We start from the raw sequence: 15,909 nt of genomic DNA on the forward strand, positions 1-15,909 counted from the left end.
CGAACAGGCGCGTCATCACTCACGACAGCCACACTGCCAGACCCCACCCGACACCGACCCGACCACCTTGACCAAAGACATAGGGGCACCCCCCCCGGACGGTCAGCCTCTCGCCGCGCAACAGGGCGCGCAGGGCGTCGAGATGCTCGCCGAGCAGGGTGAGGGGCGAGGCGGCGCGGGCGCCGACCTGGCCCATCCAGTCCTGCACCCCGTGCCCGACGACGACGGTCGCGCGGCCGGGGAACATCCGGTGCAGCGACGCGGCCTCCATCGCGGTGACGGCCACGTTCCTGAGGGGCACCGGCAGCAGTCCGACGCCCACGCGCACGCGCCGCGTCCAGGCGAGCGCGGCGGCGGCCGTCGAGACACCTCCCTCCAGGAAGCAGTCCTCCCACAGCCACAGTTCCTCCAGCCCCACGTCGTCCGCGAGCCGGGCGACCGCCCGGAGCCGCTCGGGAGGAAGCTGGGGGCGGAAGACGACACCGAGTCCGGTCATGGTGGCCTTCCTAGTGGGGAGGACCGGAGGAGGACAACGGGTTTGCGGACCGGGCCAGTCGGCAGCGCCCGGTGGAGCGGACCCGGGAGACGGAGGGGACATGGGGTGGCGCCGACGGTGGCGGGACGGACGGGGAACGCTGCTGATCCCGGAGGCCGGGATCAGCGTGCCCCTGGAGATCTCGGCCTCCTACCGGGCCCGGACGAAGGGGCTGCTGGGCCGGGACTCGGTGGACGGGGCGATGCTGCTGTCCCCGGCGAGCGGGGTGCACACCTTCGGGATGCGGATGCCGATCGACGTCGCCTATCTGGACCGCCGGCTGACCGTCCTGGCCGTGCGCACGATGCGGCCGGGCCGGATGGGCCTGCCCCGGGTGCGGGCGCGTCATGTGCTGGAGGCGGAGGCCGGGGCCATGGCGCGGTGGGGCCTGGCGGCGGGGGTGCGGGTGGAGACGGCGCAGGACTGAGAAGGCGCGGGGGCGTTGTCAGTGGGGCGGCCTAGCATCCGGGCATGAGAGCTTCAGGAACGTTCATGGTCGGGGAGTTCACCCCGGCGTCGGTACGGGTGCCGGAGCCGGTGGTCGAGACGGCGGTGCCGGTCGGGGTGGCCACAATGCGCAAGCGGTACGAGGGGGAGACCGCCGGGGTGTCGGCGACGCTGTTCACCGCCGCGTACGACCAGGACAGCGCGACCGGCACGTATGTCGCCATGGAGTCCTTCGAGGGCTCGCTGCGCGACCGGGCCGGCACCTTCAACTTCGCCCACTCCGGCACCAGCCGCGGGGCGGGCAGGGAGGCCGACTTCTTCGTGATCGTGCCGGGCAGCGGGACGGGCGCGCTGGCCGGCATCCGCGGGAACGGCGGCCTGGCGATCGACGAGGACGGCACGCATCGGATCTGGTTCGAGTACGAGGTGGGCGACGGCGGGACGGCTCACCCCTGAGTGCGGGGGAAGGACACCTCGACCCGCCGGTTCTTCCTTCGCCCCTCCTCGGTGGAGTTGTCGGCGATCGGGAACTGCTCGCCGTAGCCGCGGACCTCGAAGGTGATGTTCGGGGCGTTCAGGTCCTGGTCCAGGACGGCCTGGACGGCGTTGGCGCGCTGCCTGGACAGGACGTCGCCGTGCGCGGAGGAGCCGAGGTTGTCGGTGAAGCCGAAGACGCGGACCTGGGTCGCGTTCTGCTTCTTGATCTCGTCGGCGATGGTCGCGATACGGGCCTTCGCCTCGCCGCCGAGCTTGGCGCTGTCCTTGCTGAACAGCACCTCGGCCTGCAGCGCGAAGGTCACGTCCGCGTTGGTGTCCTCCCGCCGCTCGTCCCCGCTCTGGTCCTCCACGACCGACTTGATGTCCAGCACCTTCGGCGCCGCGAGCGTCGCCCCCTCGGGCAGCTTCAGATCCGGATCGGTGGGATCGATCTTCACCGGGGCGGCGGGGGACGGGGCGGTGTCCGGGGGACTGGGAGGGGCGGTGTCGTCGGCGTGGGCCGGGGTGGCGGCGAGGAGGAGGGCGGCGGTGAGGGTGAGAGCGAGGCGGGTGGTGATCACGTCGGCCTCACCCGGAGATCTTGATGGTGGCGGAGGAGAACGTCGGCAGCTGGAACTCCACGTTGGCCGTGTTCGCGGGCGGCGCCGGGAACTGCATGAAGACCGCCAGGCTGTCACCGGCCTTGATGGTGGAGAAGCCGGTGGTCGTCAGCGGACGGCCCTCCGTGTCCCGCAGCACGTAGTACCGCTTCTTGCCCTGCGGATCGACCAGGGTGGCGCCGCCCAGCGACCTGCCGTTCTTGATGATCTCGGTCTCGTTGCCGCTCAGGGCGGAGGGGATCACGACCGTCTGGGCGCCGTCGTTCTTCAGCGTGCCGTTGACGGTCACGAAGCCGCCCGAATCGCGTTGCGCGGAGGCGATCTGGAGCAGCAGGCCGCCGGAACCCTTCAACTCGGCCAGCGGCTGCCCCGATTGTCCCTCCTGGGTGCTCGGGTCGGAGCCGCTCGTCCGCGAGGCGGATGCGGAACTGTCCGGCTTCTTGTCGTCGCCGCCGCCCCCACCGCAGCCGGCCACCCCGACGGCCAGACCCGCCGCAACGGCCAGTACGACCAACCCCCTGCGGGCCTTCGCAGTGAACCGCATGCTCATCGCTCCGCTTCCTTCGTCATTCGTCGATCGGTTGTCCGGCAAGGTGGACGTCGAAGAGGTCTTGGGGCTTCGGCAGCCCCGTGGGGTCGCCCGGCTTCGGATGCCAGACCTTGTTGCCCTTGTCGTCCCTGCACGTGAGTTCGGGCAGGTCGCCCTTCCCGGCGCTCTCCCCGGGCGGCGGGAAGGTGCAGAGCGGTTCGATCACAGCGATGGCGTGCGCCGTCGAGTGCACGTTCTCGGTGCCGGGCACGACGGAGTCGCCCACGGGCTTGAGCGTCCTGACCTTGACGTCATAGCTCAGCGGTGGCTGGAACGTGCACTGCGCCGTCGCGTCGTTCAGTGTGGCGAGGTCGCCGGCCCGTGCGCAGAAGTTGTCGCCCCCGTCTCCGTGGAAGATGCCCAGCCACTTGGTCGGGTCGCTCACGTTCTCCACCCACAGGGTCGCGAGCTGGTCGCGGGTCTTCTGAGCGGCAGCCAGGGCCGCCGCGTCCGCCGCCGTCTGCGCACCGCTCCTGTTCACCGCGGCCTGGCCGACCGCGAGGTAGGCGAACGCAAGAAAGAGCAGACCCGCCACCACCGTGATGTAGATGGGGAAGGCCTGCCCTGCGTCGCCGTGCGGCGGGATCAGCCGCCGGTGACTTGGGCGATCTTGTTCGTGATCGCGTCGTAGATCGACTGACCGATGCTCGTGCCCGTGATGGCCAGCACGATCGCCACGACCACCGCGATGATGCCCAGGTACTCCACCGCGGTCTGTCCCCTGTCGTCGCGGGCAGCGCGGGTCTGCAGATACGCGACCGTGGTGTTGAACCATTTGCTCACGGTTTTCCCCTCCAGCTTCGCCTCCGATCCGGGCAACGTACGACCGGGGGCTCGCCTCCCCCCAGGGCCCCAGGGCCCAACCCCAGGCCCACGCACGCCCCTTGCCGCTCCCCCGGGCCGCCATCTCAGGCCACCCCCAGCCATTTCGCGGCGGCCTGGGACCTCGTCGTGGTGTGGAGCTTGGCGAAGATGCGGTTGATGTGGTTCTTGACCGTCTTCTCGGTGATGAAGCAGGCGGCGGCGATCTGCTGGTTGGTCATGCCGGACGCGATGAGGTCCATGATCTCCGCCTCCCTCGTACTCAGCCGGAACCGCGACCGGAACGACTGTCCCACAGGGGATTGCAGTTGTGAAGGAGATTGGGCGAGATTTCCACCGGAAACCGGGGCGAGTTGACTCTCGTCGTATGCAGGTGCACCGCCCCGCAGCTCCGTCAGCAACGCCCGTGCCGCCCCCGGCGTCACATGCGGCCGGCCCTCCCGGACGTCCCGTACCGCTCTCACCAACTGCTCGGTGGTGAACTCGCCGTGCACCAGGTATCCCCCCGCCCCCAGCCGCAGCGCCTCCCGCACGGTCTCCGTCTCGTGGCTGTAGGTGAGCATCATGACCGGGGCCAGCCGCACCAGGTGCGGCAATGCCGAGATTCCGTCGACGCCGGGCATGCGGACGTCGAGGAGGATGACGTCCGGACGGTGCCGCAGAGCGGCCTCGTACGCCTCGCGGCCGTCCGTCGCCTCCGCCACCACGGTGGTGTCCTCGCGGCCCGACAGGAGCGCGGTCAGGCCCGCACGGACCACGGGGTTGTCGTCGGCCACCAACAGCCTCAGGGGCGGGGCGGCGGGCGCCGGCGGAGGGAAGTCCGGCCGGGGGTGCGCGTGCTGCATCGGTGTGCCTCCTTCAGGCTTCCCGGGGGGATGGCGCCGAATCGGCCGGGACCGGCAGCGGGAGTTCCACCCGCACCTCCGTGCCGCGTTCGTGGCCGCCGCGTCCGACGCGGATGCGGGCGCCGGCCTGTGCGGCCCGTTCGACCATGCCGAGCAGGCCGAAGTGACCGGAACTGCGAAGCTGTTCGAGCGTGGTGCCGGGCGGGAGGCCGCGGCCGTCGTCGTGGATGGTGAGGCGGAGCAGGTTGCCGTGGACGGCGGCCCGTACGTCCACATGGGTCGCGAAGGCGTGGCGGTGGGCGTTCTCCAGCGCCTCCGTCGCGATGGAGAGGAGGTGGCGGGCCGGCGCGGAGGGCAGCGGGGGGAGATCCGCCGGGGCGTCCGGCCCCCGGCACGTCACCGGCAGGCCGGTGCGGGCGGCGAAGCCGGCCGCCTGCGCGGTCAGTTCGCCCCAGAACGTCGACGCCTCCGGGTGCTCGCGCCGTAGGTCCGTCAGCAGTTCCCGTGACTCCGCCGCCGCTCTGCGGGCCGAGCGGGAGACCAGTTCCGCCTGTTCCCGGATGCGGGCCGGATCGGGGGCGGCGGCCGACGCGGTGGCCGCCAGGCCGTCCGCCGCGAGGGCCACGCCGTACAGGGTCTTGGCCACGGAGTCGTGCATCTCGCGCGCCAGCCGGGCGCGTTCCGCGCTCACCGCCTCCGCGGCGGCGAGGCGGGCCTGGACCGCCGTCAGGGCCTGGGTGGCGGCGCCGAAGCGGAGCATCAGGTTGCGCAGGGTCGAGCCCATGGCGCCGGAGATGACGCACAGGCCGGGCAGGAGGAGGGCCTCGGCCACGGGGGCGTGCCGGTCGGCCTTCAGGGTGGCGTGGACGAGGAGCAGGATCAGGGACTGCAGGGAGGCGAAGCAGGCCGCGCCCCGCCAGCCGTAGACCAGGCCGGCCAGGAGCGGGGTGCAGACGCTGACGTAGGCGAGGGTGGTGTCCGGGCCCGCCGAGACGAGGAGGAGGGAGCCGAAGAGGGTGTCGGCGGCGAGGAGGCTGGGGTGGCGCAGGAGGAGCGGGCCGAAGCGTTCCCAGTCGCGGAAGAGGACGTACGACACCATGAAGGTGACGACCACGGCCGCGCCGACCAGGCGGGCGCCCAGGCCGGGGGCGGCGTTGAGCAGTGCGGCCGGCGCGGCCAGGACGATCATGGCCAGGCGGAAGCCGAACACCTGCCGGCACATCGCCTGCAACGCCCGGACCTGGATCCTCTCGGACTCCTCGGCCCGCGACGCCTCCCCGAGCCCCGCCTCGGAGCGCCGCGTGAACCGAGCGAACCGAGCGAGGCGATCGAACCGAGCGACGAACGACGCCGGGACTCGCGACATCCCGCCCGACCCCGGCCCCGAACGCCACCCGAACCGAACGGTGGACGACCCCTCGGCCTCGGACTCCCCACCCACCCCCGCCCCCGAACGCCACCCGAACCGAGCCGTGGACGAGCCCTCGTCCTCAGACTCCCCACGCACCTCCGAACCACGCCCGAGCCTGCCCGCGAGCGTCCCCGCCGCCCCGGACACCCCGGCCGCCCCCGCCCTCAGGCGGCGCGTGAGGCGGGTGGTGAACGACGTCTCCGGCGCGCCCCCGGCGCCTGTCAGACCCGTCGCCGTCACGGTCGTCTCACTTCCCCGTGAGGGAGCCGAAGTCGACGCCGGAGCCGAGCAGCAGGCCCGCGCCGAGGAGGAGCATGGTGGCCGGGACCATGAAGGTGGTGATCATCAGCGTGGCCTTGGGCACCGCGCGGGCGGCCTTGCGGCGGGCGTTCTGCGCGTCGGTGCGCCGCATGTCCTTGGCCAGCGAGACCAGGGTGTCCACGATGGGCGCGCCCAGCTCCTCCCCCTGCTGCAACGCGGTGACGAACATGGCCACCTGCTCGGAGTCGTTGCGCCGGCGCAGTTCCGCGAAGGCCTGGCGGCGGCTCATGCCGAGGTCCATCTGGCGCAGGGTGATGCGGAGTTCGTCGGCCCACGGACCCTCGTAGCGGGAGGCGACCCGGTCCAGGGCCTGGCGGAAGCCGAGCCCCGCGCTGACCACCACCGCGAGCACGTCCAGGAAGTCGGGCAGGGTGCGCTCGATGACGTCCCTGCGCACCCGGATCGCCGACCAGATGCCGACCTCCGTCCAGAACGCCCCGAAGAGCAGCAGGAGCAGGGCCACGAACCACTGGCCGCGCAGCAGGAACACCAGGAAGCCGACCGCGCCCAGCGCGCCGTAGACCGCGCGGCGGGCCGCGTAGCGGTCGATGGTCAGGCCCCCGGGGTTGCCCGCGAGGTCGATCCTGCGGCGGTACTTGGCCACCAGGCGGGGGCCCATCAGCCGCAGCACCGCCGGGGCGTAGCGCATGCCCATGCGGTCGATGACGGAGCCCACCGCGCCGGTGCGGGTGGCGCCGACCTCCAGGGCGACGGCGAGGTCGCCGGGGAGCCTGGCGTCCGCGCGGTACATGCGGATGCCGGTGAAGGCGCCCCAGACGCCGGCGCCCATCAGCAGTGACAGCAGGAATGCCATGGAGTCCGAGCCCTCCTCACACGTCGATCCGGCTGAGGCGCCGGATGAGGACGAAACCGACGGCGTACATGGCGAACGCGATGACCACGCATGCCTGGCCGACCGGGGAGCCGGTCATCCGGGCCAGCGCGCCGTCCTTGACGCCGTTCATCAGGAACAGCGCGCCGATGCCGAGGACGGGGACGGCGTACGACGTCATGGTCACCTGGGAGAGCTGGGTGCGGATCTCGCGCCGGGTCTCCTTGCGTTCCTCCAGCGTCTCGGTGAGGTTGCGCAGCGCGCTGACGACCTGACCGCCCGCCCGGTTGGACAGGACGAGGGTGGTGACGAGCACCACCAGTTCGCGGGAGGGGAGCCGGTCGGCCAGTTCGCCGAGCGCGTCGTCCAGGGAGTGGCCGATGGCCAGCTGGTCGGCGACCCGGGCCAGTTCCTCGCCGGCCGGGGCCTCCAGCTCCTCCGCCGCCATGCCGATCGCGGTGCGCAGGGCGAGTCCGGCCTGGGTGGCGTTGGCCAGGATGCGGGCGAGTTCGGGGAGCTGGTTGATGAAGCGCTCGATGCGTTTCTGGCGCTGCCAGTTGAGGAACTGCACCGCCGCCCAGACGCCGAGCAGGCCGGCCAGGGGCCCGAAGAAGGGGGCGAGGGTGGCCTGGCCCATCAGCCACAGCGCGGCGACCGCGGCGAGCATGTAGACGAAGAACTCGCCCGGTGTGACGTCCAGCCCGGTCGCCGCCAGGCGGAGTTCGAGCCGGCGGCCGAGGCGGGTTCGGCGCAGCCGCCGGTCGAGGTCGCGGAAGCGGCGCCTGCGGCCGGCCGCCGGGAGCGCGCCGGCGTGCGAGAGGCGGTCGACGAGGGCGGCGCGCTGAGCCCGGCCCGAGGCGTAGGTGTGCACGCCGGCGACGGCCAGGACGCACGTCAGCAGGGCGACGCCGGTGGTCAGCTGGACGAGGGTGTGGAGTTCCATGGCCTACCTGGCTTCTCGGGTGGCGAGCTGGTCCGCGGAGCGGGCGACGCCGAAGGCCTGCGGGACGGGCTGGCTCGCCATGTAGAGGCGGTCGGCGGTACGGCGTGGCAGGGGGAAGTACTGGAAGGAGCCGTACACGCGGCCGTCCGGTGTCATGGGCTGTGCGTCGAAGCGGGCCACGGTCGCCAGCCGGTACGGCTCCCCGCCGTGGCTGTCCAGCAGCGCGATCTCGGTGATGCGGCGGGCGCCGTCGGCGAACCGGGTGAGCTGGACGAGGACGTCGACCGCGCTGTTGATCTGGTCGTGCAGGGCCACGAAGGGCACTTCCACGTCCGACATGGAGGCCAGGGTCTGGAGCCGGGTGAGGGCGTCCTCGGCGCTGTTGGCGTGGACGGTGGCGAGGGAGCCGTCGTGGCCCGTGGACATGGCCTGGAGCATGTCGAGGGACTCGCCGCCGCGGACCTCGCCGACCACGATCCGGTCGGGGCGCATCCGCAGCGAGTTGCGGACCAGGTCCCTGATGGTGACCTGGCCCTTGCCCTCGACGTTCGGCGGGCGTGACTCCAGCCGGACCACATGGCTCTGCTGGAGCTGGAGTTCGGCGGAGTCCTCGATGGTGATGATGCGCTCGTGCGGCGGGATCAGCCCGGAGAGCGCGTTGAGCAGCGTCGTCTTCCCGGTGCCGGTCGCCCCCGAGACGATGACGTTGAACTTGGCCTGCACCAGGCCCGCCAGCAGGTACACCATGTGCTCGTCGAGCGACCCGAACGCGATCAGCTCCTGGAGGGTGAAGGAGCGCGGGAAGCGGCGGATGGTGAGGATGGGGCCGGTCAGCGACAGCGGCGGGATGATGACGTTGACGCGCTCGCCGGAGGGGAGTCGGGCGTCCACCATCGGGTTCGACTCGTCCACCCGCCGGTTGACGGTCGACACGATCCGCTCGATCGTCTGCATCAGCTGGTCGGCGGAGACGAAGCGGAGCGGCAGCTGCTCGACCCGTCCGCCGCGCTCGACGAAGATCGCGTCCGGGCCGTTCACCATGATCTCGGTGATCGACGCGTCCTCGAGGAGGGGTTCCAGGATGCCGAGGCCCAGCGCCTCGTCCACCACCCGGCGGATCAGCTGGGAACGCTCCACCGTCGACAGCACCGGGCCCTCGCGGCTGATGATGTGCCCGAGCACCCGCTCCAGCCGCGCCCGGCGCTCGGCGGCGGCCAGCGAACTCATCTCCGCGAGGTCGATCTCCTCCAGCAGTTTGGCCCGGTAGGAGGCGACCAGATGCCCGTCCTCGCCCCGGCTGCCGTGCTCCTCCGGAGTGCTGATGCGTGCCCGCAGGCTCATGGGTCCCCAGCTCCTCGGTCAGTGGTCGAGCGGCATGGTGGCGGTCTTCCGGGCGGGGTCGAAGTGCCAGCCGGGGACGATCTGGGGGACGGCCACGGTGGCGGTGACGGCGACCGAGCCGGCGCCGCCGCCGCTGCGGCCGCACGACACGGAGAGTCCGCCGCTGACCGCCTGCGCGCACGCCTGCCGCGGGTCCTGCCCCAAGGACGCCGCCCGCGCCCCCGCGCGAGCGGCCGTGCCGGCCTGTTCGGCGGCATAGGCGACCGCCCCGATCTGGATGCCCGCCATGGCGACGATCAGCAGGATCGGGATGAACCCGAGGTACTCGATGGCGACTTGGCCCGCGTCGCGTCCTTCGCGCCGGTACGGCATCTCAGCGCTTCACCTCCTCGACGGCGCCGGCGTGGCCGGTCACCGGGGCCGGGAAGTCGATCAGCCCGGGGAAGAGGACGGGGACGTGCAGCGTGACGACGGCCGTGACATAGCCGCTCGAGTTGCATGTCACCTTGGCACTCCCCCTCCATGCCTTCGACAGGTCCTTGATCCCCGCCGCCGCGCACGCCGCCTGACGCGCGCCCCCTCGCGGTGCCGCCGTCCCCGCCCGCACCGCCTCGTCCGCAGCATTCCCGGCGAGCGTGAAGGTGTACCCCACGAGCACTGCCTGCCACACGAGCACCAGCGTCAGAATGATCAGCGGAGTCATCCCCAGGAACTCGATGCTGACCTGGCCGCGATCGTCACCCCGTTTCATGGGCCGCTCACTCCTTCCGCCGCCGGAATCCGGTGGGGCCCCGTCCGTTCCCGCGGTGGGAGCCCTCGGCCGGCGCCCTGACCAGCCCCAGCTCTCCCGCGAGCCCCCACAGGGCCTGCTTCACCGCGCTCCTGCTGTCGAGTTCGTGCAGCCTCCCGGCGTCCACGACGGCCTGCAGCTCCTTGAAGTTGGCGGGAACGGCCGTACGCGCGAGCGCCGTGCCGGTGATGCGCTGCACCAGCGCGGGCTGGATCTCCGTGCTACGCGTGTGCCGGTTGACGACCACCGTCGTCTCCTCGGCCTTGCGGATCTGCAGCCGGTCCCACATCCGTACGGTCCGTTTGGCGGCGCGTACGGCGATGGCGTCCGGGGTGGTGACGAGGAGCGCGGTGTCGGCCATCTCCACCGCCGCCGCGCCGGCCCCGCTCAGCTGGGCGCCGCAGTCCACCACGACCACCTCGTAGCGGGAACGCAGGGCGCTGATGATCTGGCGGGCCGCGCGGTCGGTGACCTCCTCGCCGCGTTCGCCCTCGCCGGGCGCGAGCAGCAGGGCGAGCCCGGTGTCGTGGCGGAAGACGGCGTCGGCGAGGACACGGGGCGAGATGTCGGTGATGGCGGCGAGGTCGGCCACGGACCGGCGGAACTGGATGTCCAGGTAGGAGGCGACGTCGCCGGTCTGCAGGTCGAGGTCGACCAGGGCGGTGGGGCGCCCGGAGGCCTGCGCGGCGAGGGAGAGCTGGACCGCCGCCAGGGTGGCGCCCACACCTCCCTTGGCGCCGCTGACCGTGACGACCGTGCCGCCGGCTCCGCCGAACACGTCGGCGCCGTGCCCGAGGTGGCGTCGTACGCCCGTCGACCACTGGGCGACGGCCTGGACGCGGCTGGCGAGTTCCTCGTACGACAGCGGGAGCGGGACCAGGCCGCGGGCGCCGGAGTCCATGGCGGCGGCGAACAGGCCGGGGCTCGCGTCGGTGGTGACGAGGATGACGCCGACGGCCGGGAAGCGCAGGGCGATCTCGCGGATCAGTTCCAGGGCCGGGACCGGCCCGATGCGTTCGTGCACGACGACCACTTCGGGCAGTTCGTCCACGGACTCGGCGGCGAGCCGGGCGAGGCCGTCGACCAGCTGGGTGGAGTCACCGACGGGTGGCTGCGGTTCGGCGTCGGGGAGCTGGCTGAGCAGGGTGGTGAGGGAGCGGACGGCGTCCGGGTCCGCGCCGGCCGGGAGGATCCTGGTGGGCATGGCCGCCTCTCACTTGTCCGTCGCGAGTTCGTAGGTGCGGTCCCGGTCGGGGACGCTGGTCTCGCTGCCGGGTGCCACCAGTGCGAGCCGGACGCGCTGGGCGAAGGACTCGGCGTAGGTGATGCGCTGGGCGTCGAGGGTGGACAGCGCGAAGGTGATGGGGACGGCCTCGCTGGGCTGCTGCTGGTTCTTGCTGTTGTCGGGGTCGAGGGCGGTGATCCGGCCGACGTCGAGGACCCGGGCGTTGGTGACGATGATCTTCGACTGGTCCGGGTCGCCCTCCTTCTTGCCCTGGAAGGTGGCGTACACGTTGACGCGCGAGCCCGGGGTGATCTTGCCCGCCACACCGGTCGCCGCGTCGATCATGATGGCGACCTCCTGCTGACCGGCCTGGAGGGCGGGCTGGTCGACGATCATGTCGGTCTGGAGCAGGGAGCCGGCGCGCAGCGTGGTCACGGCGATCTTGCCCTGGATCTGGTGGAGGTCGGTGACGGCGGTGCCGGACAGCCAGCGCCTCGGCATCTCCACCTTCTCGAACTGCCCGGCGTCCAGGGTGGTGTACGGCGTCACGTCGGACCGGACGCGGTAGGCGGTGACCTCGGGTCCGACCTTGGAGTTCACGTCGTGGACGACGGAGAGCACGCCGGCGAACGCGCCGAGAGCGCACAGGACCGACAGGATCAGGAGTATCACGCCGCGGCGCTGACGGGAGTTCATGAACCGTGCAACCTCATTGGGGGAATCGGTCGTGCGGGATGTGACTGTGCGGTTGTCGGGCCGGTCAGGCGGGCGTTCGCTGTTCCAGGGCGCGGGGCGCGGGCGGCTCGTGGACGGGCGGGGTGGCGGAGCAGAAGACACAGCGGTCGCCGATGACGTCCAGGCCGCACCAGTGACAGCTGGTCTGCCGTACGGAGGCGACCAGTTGGTAGAGGACCGACAGGTCGGCGAGGTAGGTGCAGAACTCGACCATCCGGCCGGTTCCCCACCACACCGGGGACTCGGCGGGCAGCGCGGCCTCGTGCAGCCCGTCCACGCTCCACTCGGAGGCGAGGCCGCCGGCCCATTCGCTCTGCAGCTGGCCCTTGGCGACCAGCATCCAGGTGCTGAACTCGGGTCCCTTGAGGGTGGCGCCGGGGGCGACCCTGACGAGCTGGGGCTCGGGGTGGGCGAGCACGGCGAACTGGCTGCCGGGCACCCACGACTTGGCGTGCGCCTTCAGCCCGACCGGCACCCGGTCCAGCTTGGCGACGGAGCCGAGGACGGCGCCGGCGTGGATGTAGTGGGTGAGCAGCCGCCCGGCGGAGGCGAGCACGCCCGGGCTGAGATCGCAGGAGGCCAGCTGCCGCAGCTGCCGGGCGAGCACGGCGATCCCGAGGGGCGGCAGTTCGGGCCGGAAGAGGGCGACGCGGTCGCTCTCCAGCAGGGAGCGCAGGGTGTACAGCCGCCGTACGACGGAGTCCGGGGTGGCCTGCGAGCACACGACGACGACATAGCCGTACTGCTCGATGAGAGCGTGCAGCTCGGTCAGCGCGTGGTCGAGCGGCCGCCGGTCGAGGTCGCTCAGCACGACGGCGGGCATGGTGCGTTCGTCCTGTGGCGGCAGCGCCATGTCGGCACTGGTCACGGCAATGGCAGTTGGCACGCGCAGCTCCCCGCTCTTCCCACCCGCCGGCCCGGTGCACTGTCACTCCCATGCGCCAGGACGACTTCACTGCGTGACTACCTGAGCACTGTAACCACGGCCGAATGACCGGAGAACAGCGTTTGTGAAGCTCGCGTGGAACTCTCTTGGCGCAACTCCCGCCAAAACCGGACAGGTTGCGCGGACGAGCGGAGACGGTTTTGGTCTGGACCTCTTGACACCGGGATTGGTCTGGACCAACTTGTGGGGTCAGCGGTGGCCACCGTTCCTCACCCCCTCTCCCCCTCGACTCCCCACCGGAGGTCCCAGTGGACCGCGTACCAGGCATACCCAGACCCCGCGGACGCCGGCTGGCGTCATGGTCCGCCGCGATCGCCCTCGCCCTGTCGGTCGCGGGCCTCGCGGCCGCCTCCCCCGCGTCCGCGGCGGACGTCAACAACGTGAGGAACGCGGGCTTCGAGTCCGGCCTGTCCGGCTGGACGTGCACGGCGGGCAGCGGCTCCACGGTCTCCTCCCCCGTCCACTCCGGCTCCTCGGCCCTGAAGGGAACCCCGGCCGGCCAGGACAACGCCCAGTGCACCCAGTCGGTCGCGGTCAAGCCCAACTCGACGTACACGCTGAGCGCGTGGGTGCAGGGCGGCTACTCCTTCCTGGGCGTCACGGGCACGGGCACGACGGACGTCTCGACCTGGACACCCGACACGACGTCCTGGAAGCAGCTCTCGACGACCTTCACCACGGGCGCGTCAACGACCTCCGTCACGGTCTACACGCACGGGTGGTACGGGCAGGCTGCCTACTACGCCGACGACGTCTCGGTCTACGGCCCCGACGGCGGAGGCGGCGGCGACCCGGCACCCACCGTCCCGGCCGCCCCGACCGGTCTGACGGTCTCCGGCACGACGTCCTCCTCCGCGTCCCTGACCTGGTCACCGGTGTCGGGCGCGACGGGCTACAACGTCTACCGCGACGGCGGCAAGGTCACGGCGGTGACGGGCACCTCGGCGACGGTGACCGGCCTGTCCGCCTCGACCTCGTACACCTTCCAGGTGACGGCGACGAACTCGGCGGGCGAGTCGGCGAAGTCGGCGACGGTGACCGCGACGACGGCCGCGTCCGGCGGCGGGGGCGGTGGCGGTGGCGGCGCGCTGCCCAAGCACGCGGTGACCGGCTACTGGCAGAACTTCAACAACGGCGCGACCGTCCAGAAGCTGTCCGACGTCCCCTCGTCGTACGACATCATCGCGGTGGCCTTCGCCGACGCGACGTCGACTCCGGGCGCGGTGACGTTCAACCTGGACTCGGCCGGCCTCGGCGGCTACACGGCCGACCAGTTCAAGGCCGACATCAAGGCCAAGCAGGCGGCCGGCAAGAAGGTCGTCGTCTCGATCGGCGGCCAGAACGGCACGGTGTCGATCAACGACTCGGCCTCGGCGACGAACTTCGCGGACTCCGTCTACTCCCTCATGCAGACGTACGGCTTCGACGGCGTCGACATCGACCTGGAGAACGGCCTCAACGCGACGTACATGACGCAGGCGCTGCGCGCCCTGTCGGCGAAGGCGGGCTCGTCCCTGGTCATCACGATGGCCCCGCAGACGATCGACATGCAGTCGACGTCCAACTCCTACTTCCAGACGGCCCTGAACATCAAGGACATCCTCACGGTCGTCAACATGCAGTATTACAACAGCGGTTCCATGCTGGGCTGCGACGGCAAGGTCTACAGCCAGGGCTCGGTGGACTTCCTGACGGCCCTCGCCTGCATCCAGCTCCAGGGCGGCCTCTCCCCGTCCCAGGTGGGCCTCGGCCTCCCGGCCTCCCCCAGCGCGGCGGGCAGCGGCTACGTCTCCCCCACCGTGGTGAACAACGCCCTGGACTGCCTCACGGCCGGCACCAACTGCGGCGCCTTCAAGCCGTCCAGGACCTACCCCGACCTGCGCGGCGCGATGACCTGGTCCACGAACTGGGACGCGTCCTCCGGCAACGCGTGGTCGAACCCGGTCGGCGCGCACGTCCACGCCCTCCCGTGACCTGACTCCCCCAGCCCCCTGCGCCCGGAGCCACCCAGGCTCCGGGCGCTGCCGCGCGTGGGGACTCGGCGTCCGATGTCGCCGAAGTCGCCGACTCTGGACGGCCGGGATCATTCGTGATCGGGTGCGGCCATGAGTTCGCTGATCCGCCACATCACCGTCGACGCCGCCGATCCCTACGCCCTGGCCGGCTTCTGGGCCCGGGCCCTGGACGGCTCGCTCGCCGATGACGACTTTCCCGGAGACCCGGAAGCCCTGGTGACGGCCGGTGCGGCCACCCTGCTGTTCATCAGGGTCGACGACCGCAAGACCGTGAAGAACCGCGTGCACCTGGACCTCCAGCCCCAGGACCGCACCCGCGACGAGGAGGTCGAGCGCCTACTCTCGCTCGGCGCGACCCTCCAGGGCGACCACCGAAGGCCCGACGGAACCGGATGGGTGACCCTGTACGACCCCGAGGGCAACGAGTTCTGCGTGGAGCGCAGCGCCGCCGAGCGGGCGAACTGAGGGAGACGGGCATGTTCGACGAGGCCGGAGAGGACGAGCTTCTGCTCGCCGCGATGACGCAACTCGGCGCGAGAGGCGGCTCGCTGGGCGCCGCCGCCGCGGGAGCGGCCACCGGAGTCCACGGACTGGGCGGAGCCGGCGCGCGGGGCGGTGCGCGGGGCGCCGCGCGAGGCTTCAAGTGGACGAAGAAGGACGTCAGTACGACGACCGTGCAGCTCCCCGGACCGGTGACGGCGGCGTCCCACCTGGTCCACGCCACGCTGGCCGGCACAGGACACCTGACAGCGACGGAACCACGCGACGACGGAGGCATCGCCGTACGAGCGATCCTCGGCGTCGGACTCGGCGGCCTGAACCCCGCCGTCGTCACAGCCGTCGTCACCGCCACCCCCGAAGGCACGGCAACGGTCGAACTCCGCGCCGCAGGCCGCGAGGGCCTCATCAAACAACACCCGGCCGACAAGGCCCTGGCAAGGATCACGGCGCAACTGGGGGCGGCCTTCGGGTAACGGCGACCGGCGTCTCGCACGCGGGGGGCGGAATACGGCCG

19 protein-coding genes and 1 pseudogene are annotated in these 15,909 nt (G+C 71.7%); 5 read left to right on the forward strand and 15 right to left on the reverse strand.

Annotated features, from left to right (window positions below):
- Nucleotides 1–91 precede the first annotated feature (91 nt).
- Nucleotides 92–496: pseudogene (locus ACWEN3_RS07570) on the reverse strand (LLM class flavin-dependent oxidoreductase); the annotation flags it as partial.
- Between the two features lie 100 nt (nucleotides 497–596).
- On the opposite strand from ACWEN3_RS07570, the gene ACWEN3_RS07575 reads away from it, so the two are divergent.
- Together ACWEN3_RS07575 and ACWEN3_RS07580 are read left to right on the forward strand one after the other, a co-directional pair.
- Entirely contained in the window at nucleotides 597–962 is a 366-nt protein-coding gene (locus ACWEN3_RS07575) for a DUF192 domain-containing protein (RefSeq protein ID WP_452966934.1), read from the forward strand.
- Nucleotides 963–1,006: 44 nt separating this feature from the next.
- A complete protein-coding gene (locus tag ACWEN3_RS07580) occupies nucleotides 1,007–1,438 on the forward strand; it encodes a DUF3224 domain-containing protein (RefSeq protein ID WP_452966936.1) in 432 nt (143 codons plus the stop codon).
- Here the strand turns inward: ACWEN3_RS07580 and ACWEN3_RS07585 are convergent.
- The 14 genes from ACWEN3_RS07585 to ACWEN3_RS07650 all read right to left on the reverse strand — a co-directional run bounded on the left by ACWEN3_RS07585 (nucleotide 1,429) and on the right by ACWEN3_RS07650 (nucleotide 12,801).
- Nucleotides 1,429–2,040 (reverse strand): OmpA family protein, encoded by a 612-nt coding sequence (locus ACWEN3_RS07585; RefSeq protein WP_452966938.1) that lies wholly within the window; start codon nucleotides 2,038–2,040, stop codon nucleotides 1,429–1,431. The two genes, ACWEN3_RS07580 and ACWEN3_RS07585, sit on opposite strands and share 10 nt — an antisense overlap.
- A gap of 7 nt (nucleotides 2,041–2,047) precedes the next feature.
- Complete coding sequence (locus ACWEN3_RS07590) at nucleotides 2,048–2,629, reverse strand: hypothetical protein (protein WP_452966940.1); 582 nt, start codon at nucleotides 2,627–2,629, stop codon at nucleotides 2,048–2,050.
- Nucleotides 2,630–2,645: 16 nt separating this feature from the next.
- Complete coding sequence (locus ACWEN3_RS07595) at nucleotides 2,646–3,257, reverse strand: pilus assembly protein TadG-related protein (RefSeq protein WP_452967003.1); 612 nt, start codon at nucleotides 3,255–3,257, stop codon at nucleotides 2,646–2,648.
- Nucleotides 3,254–3,451 carry a Flp family type IVb pilin gene (locus ACWEN3_RS07600; protein WP_452967005.1) on the reverse strand — a complete coding sequence of 66 codons (198 nt, stop codon included), beginning with the start codon at nucleotides 3,449–3,451 and terminating at the stop codon, nucleotides 3,254–3,256. The genes ACWEN3_RS07595 and ACWEN3_RS07600 overlap by 4 nt, the downstream gene beginning before the upstream one ends.
- A gap of 125 nt (nucleotides 3,452–3,576) precedes the next feature.
- Nucleotides 3,577–4,335 (reverse strand): response regulator, encoded by a 759-nt coding sequence (locus ACWEN3_RS07605; RefSeq protein ID WP_452966943.1) that lies wholly within the window; start codon nucleotides 4,333–4,335, stop codon nucleotides 3,577–3,579.
- Nucleotides 4,336–4,348: 13 nt separating this feature from the next.
- The gene (locus ACWEN3_RS07610) at nucleotides 4,349–5,557 is read right to left on the reverse strand and encodes a sensor histidine kinase (protein WP_452967007.1); all 1,209 of its coding nucleotides are present in this window, start codon (nucleotides 5,555–5,557) and stop codon (nucleotides 4,349–4,351) included.
- Nucleotides 5,558–5,993: 436 nt separating this feature from the next.
- On the reverse strand, nucleotides 5,994–6,881 hold the full coding sequence (locus ACWEN3_RS07615; RefSeq protein ID WP_452966945.1) for a DUF5936 domain-containing protein: 888 nt from the start codon (nucleotides 6,879–6,881) through the stop codon (nucleotides 5,994–5,996).
- A gap of 16 nt (nucleotides 6,882–6,897) precedes the next feature.
- On the reverse strand, nucleotides 6,898–7,842 hold the full coding sequence (locus ACWEN3_RS07620) for a type II secretion system F family protein (RefSeq protein ID WP_452966948.1): 945 nt from the start codon (nucleotides 7,840–7,842) through the stop codon (nucleotides 6,898–6,900).
- 3 nt (nucleotides 7,843–7,845) lie between these two features.
- Nucleotides 7,846–9,183 (reverse strand): CpaF family protein, encoded by a 1,338-nt coding sequence (locus ACWEN3_RS07625; RefSeq protein WP_452966951.1) that lies wholly within the window; start codon nucleotides 9,181–9,183, stop codon nucleotides 7,846–7,848.
- An 18-nt stretch (nucleotides 9,184–9,201) separates the two neighbouring features.
- A complete protein-coding gene (locus ACWEN3_RS07630) occupies nucleotides 9,202–9,555 on the reverse strand; it encodes a TadE/TadG family type IV pilus assembly protein (protein WP_452966954.1) in 354 nt (117 codons plus the stop codon).
- A gap of 1 nt (nucleotide 9,556) precedes the next feature.
- Nucleotides 9,557–9,934: a TadE family protein gene (locus ACWEN3_RS07635; protein ID WP_452966956.1), complete on the reverse strand. Its 378-nt coding sequence runs from the start codon at nucleotides 9,932–9,934 to the stop codon at nucleotides 9,557–9,559.
- Nucleotides 9,935–9,941: 7 nt separating this feature from the next.
- Entirely contained in the window at nucleotides 9,942–11,177 is a 1,236-nt protein-coding gene (locus tag ACWEN3_RS07640; RefSeq protein ID WP_452966959.1) for an AAA family ATPase, read from the reverse strand.
- Nucleotides 11,178–11,186: 9 nt separating this feature from the next.
- Complete coding sequence (gene cpaB / locus ACWEN3_RS07645) at nucleotides 11,187–11,894, reverse strand: Flp pilus assembly protein CpaB (protein WP_452966961.1); 708 nt, start codon at nucleotides 11,892–11,894, stop codon at nucleotides 11,187–11,189.
- 64 nt (nucleotides 11,895–11,958) lie between these two features.
- Entirely contained in the window at nucleotides 11,959–12,801 is an 843-nt protein-coding gene (locus tag ACWEN3_RS07650; protein ID WP_452967009.1) for a hypothetical protein, read from the reverse strand.
- Nucleotides 12,802–13,127: 326 nt separating this feature from the next.
- On the opposite strand from ACWEN3_RS07650, the gene ACWEN3_RS07655 reads away from it, so the two are divergent.
- The 3 genes from ACWEN3_RS07655 to ACWEN3_RS07665 all read left to right on the forward strand — a co-directional run bounded on the left by ACWEN3_RS07655 (nucleotide 13,128) and on the right by ACWEN3_RS07665 (nucleotide 15,868).
- Nucleotides 13,128–14,852: a chitinase gene (locus ACWEN3_RS07655; protein ID WP_452966962.1), complete on the forward strand. Its 1,725-nt coding sequence runs from the start codon at nucleotides 13,128–13,130 to the stop codon at nucleotides 14,850–14,852.
- Between the two features lie 132 nt (nucleotides 14,853–14,984).
- Entirely contained in the window at nucleotides 14,985–15,359 is a 375-nt protein-coding gene (locus tag ACWEN3_RS07660) for a VOC family protein (RefSeq protein WP_452966964.1), read from the forward strand.
- A gap of 11 nt (nucleotides 15,360–15,370) precedes the next feature.
- On the forward strand, nucleotides 15,371–15,868 hold the full coding sequence (locus tag ACWEN3_RS07665; RefSeq protein ID WP_452966966.1) for a hypothetical protein: 498 nt from the start codon (nucleotides 15,371–15,373) through the stop codon (nucleotides 15,866–15,868).
- Nucleotides 15,869–15,909: the final 41 nt, after the last annotated feature.

It is taken from the genome of Streptomyces sp. NPDC004561 (assembly GCF_053602155.1).

Excerpts from the sequence above, each read along its gene's own strand:
- ACWEN3_RS07630 (WP_452966954.1), bottom strand. The coding sequence starts at position 9,555 with ATGCCGTACCGGCGCGAAGGACGCGACGCGGGCCAAGTCGCCATCGAG.
- ACWEN3_RS07635 (WP_452966956.1), bottom strand. The coding sequence starts at position 9,934 with ATGAAACGGGGTGACGATCGCGGCCAGGTCAGCATCGAGTTCCTGGGG.
- ACWEN3_RS07610 (WP_452967007.1), bottom strand. The coding sequence starts at position 5,557 with ATGTGCCGGCAGGTGTTCGGCTTCCGCCTGGCCATGATCGTCCTGGCC.
- ACWEN3_RS07640 (WP_452966959.1), bottom strand. The coding sequence starts at position 11,177 with ATGCCCACCAGGATCCTCCCGGCCGGCGCGGACCCGGACGCCGTCCGC.
- ACWEN3_RS07605 (WP_452966943.1), bottom strand. The coding sequence starts at position 4,335 with ATGCAGCACGCGCACCCCCGGCCGGACTTCCCTCCGCCGGCGCCCGCC.
- cpaB (WP_452966961.1), bottom strand. The coding sequence starts at position 11,894 with ATGAACTCCCGTCAGCGCCGCGGCGTGATACTCCTGATCCTGTCGGTC.
- ACWEN3_RS07575 (WP_452966934.1), top strand. The coding sequence starts at position 597 with ATGGGGTGGCGCCGACGGTGGCGGGACGGACGGGGAACGCTGCTGATC.
- ACWEN3_RS07615 (WP_452966945.1), bottom strand. The coding sequence starts at position 6,881 with ATGGCATTCCTGCTGTCACTGCTGATGGGCGCCGGCGTCTGGGGCGCC.
- ACWEN3_RS07625 (WP_452966951.1), bottom strand. The coding sequence starts at position 9,183 with ATGAGCCTGCGGGCACGCATCAGCACTCCGGAGGAGCACGGCAGCCGG.
- ACWEN3_RS07620 (WP_452966948.1), bottom strand. The coding sequence starts at position 7,842 with ATGGAACTCCACACCCTCGTCCAGCTGACCACCGGCGTCGCCCTGCTG.
- ACWEN3_RS07580 (WP_452966936.1), top strand. The coding sequence starts at position 1,007 with ATGAGAGCTTCAGGAACGTTCATGGTCGGGGAGTTCACCCCGGCGTCG.
- ACWEN3_RS07590 (WP_452966940.1), bottom strand. The coding sequence starts at position 2,629 with ATGAGCATGCGGTTCACTGCGAAGGCCCGCAGGGGGTTGGTCGTACTG.
- ACWEN3_RS07665 (WP_452966966.1), top strand. The coding sequence starts at position 15,371 with ATGTTCGACGAGGCCGGAGAGGACGAGCTTCTGCTCGCCGCGATGACG.
- ACWEN3_RS07660 (WP_452966964.1), top strand. The coding sequence starts at position 14,985 with ATGAGTTCGCTGATCCGCCACATCACCGTCGACGCCGCCGATCCCTAC.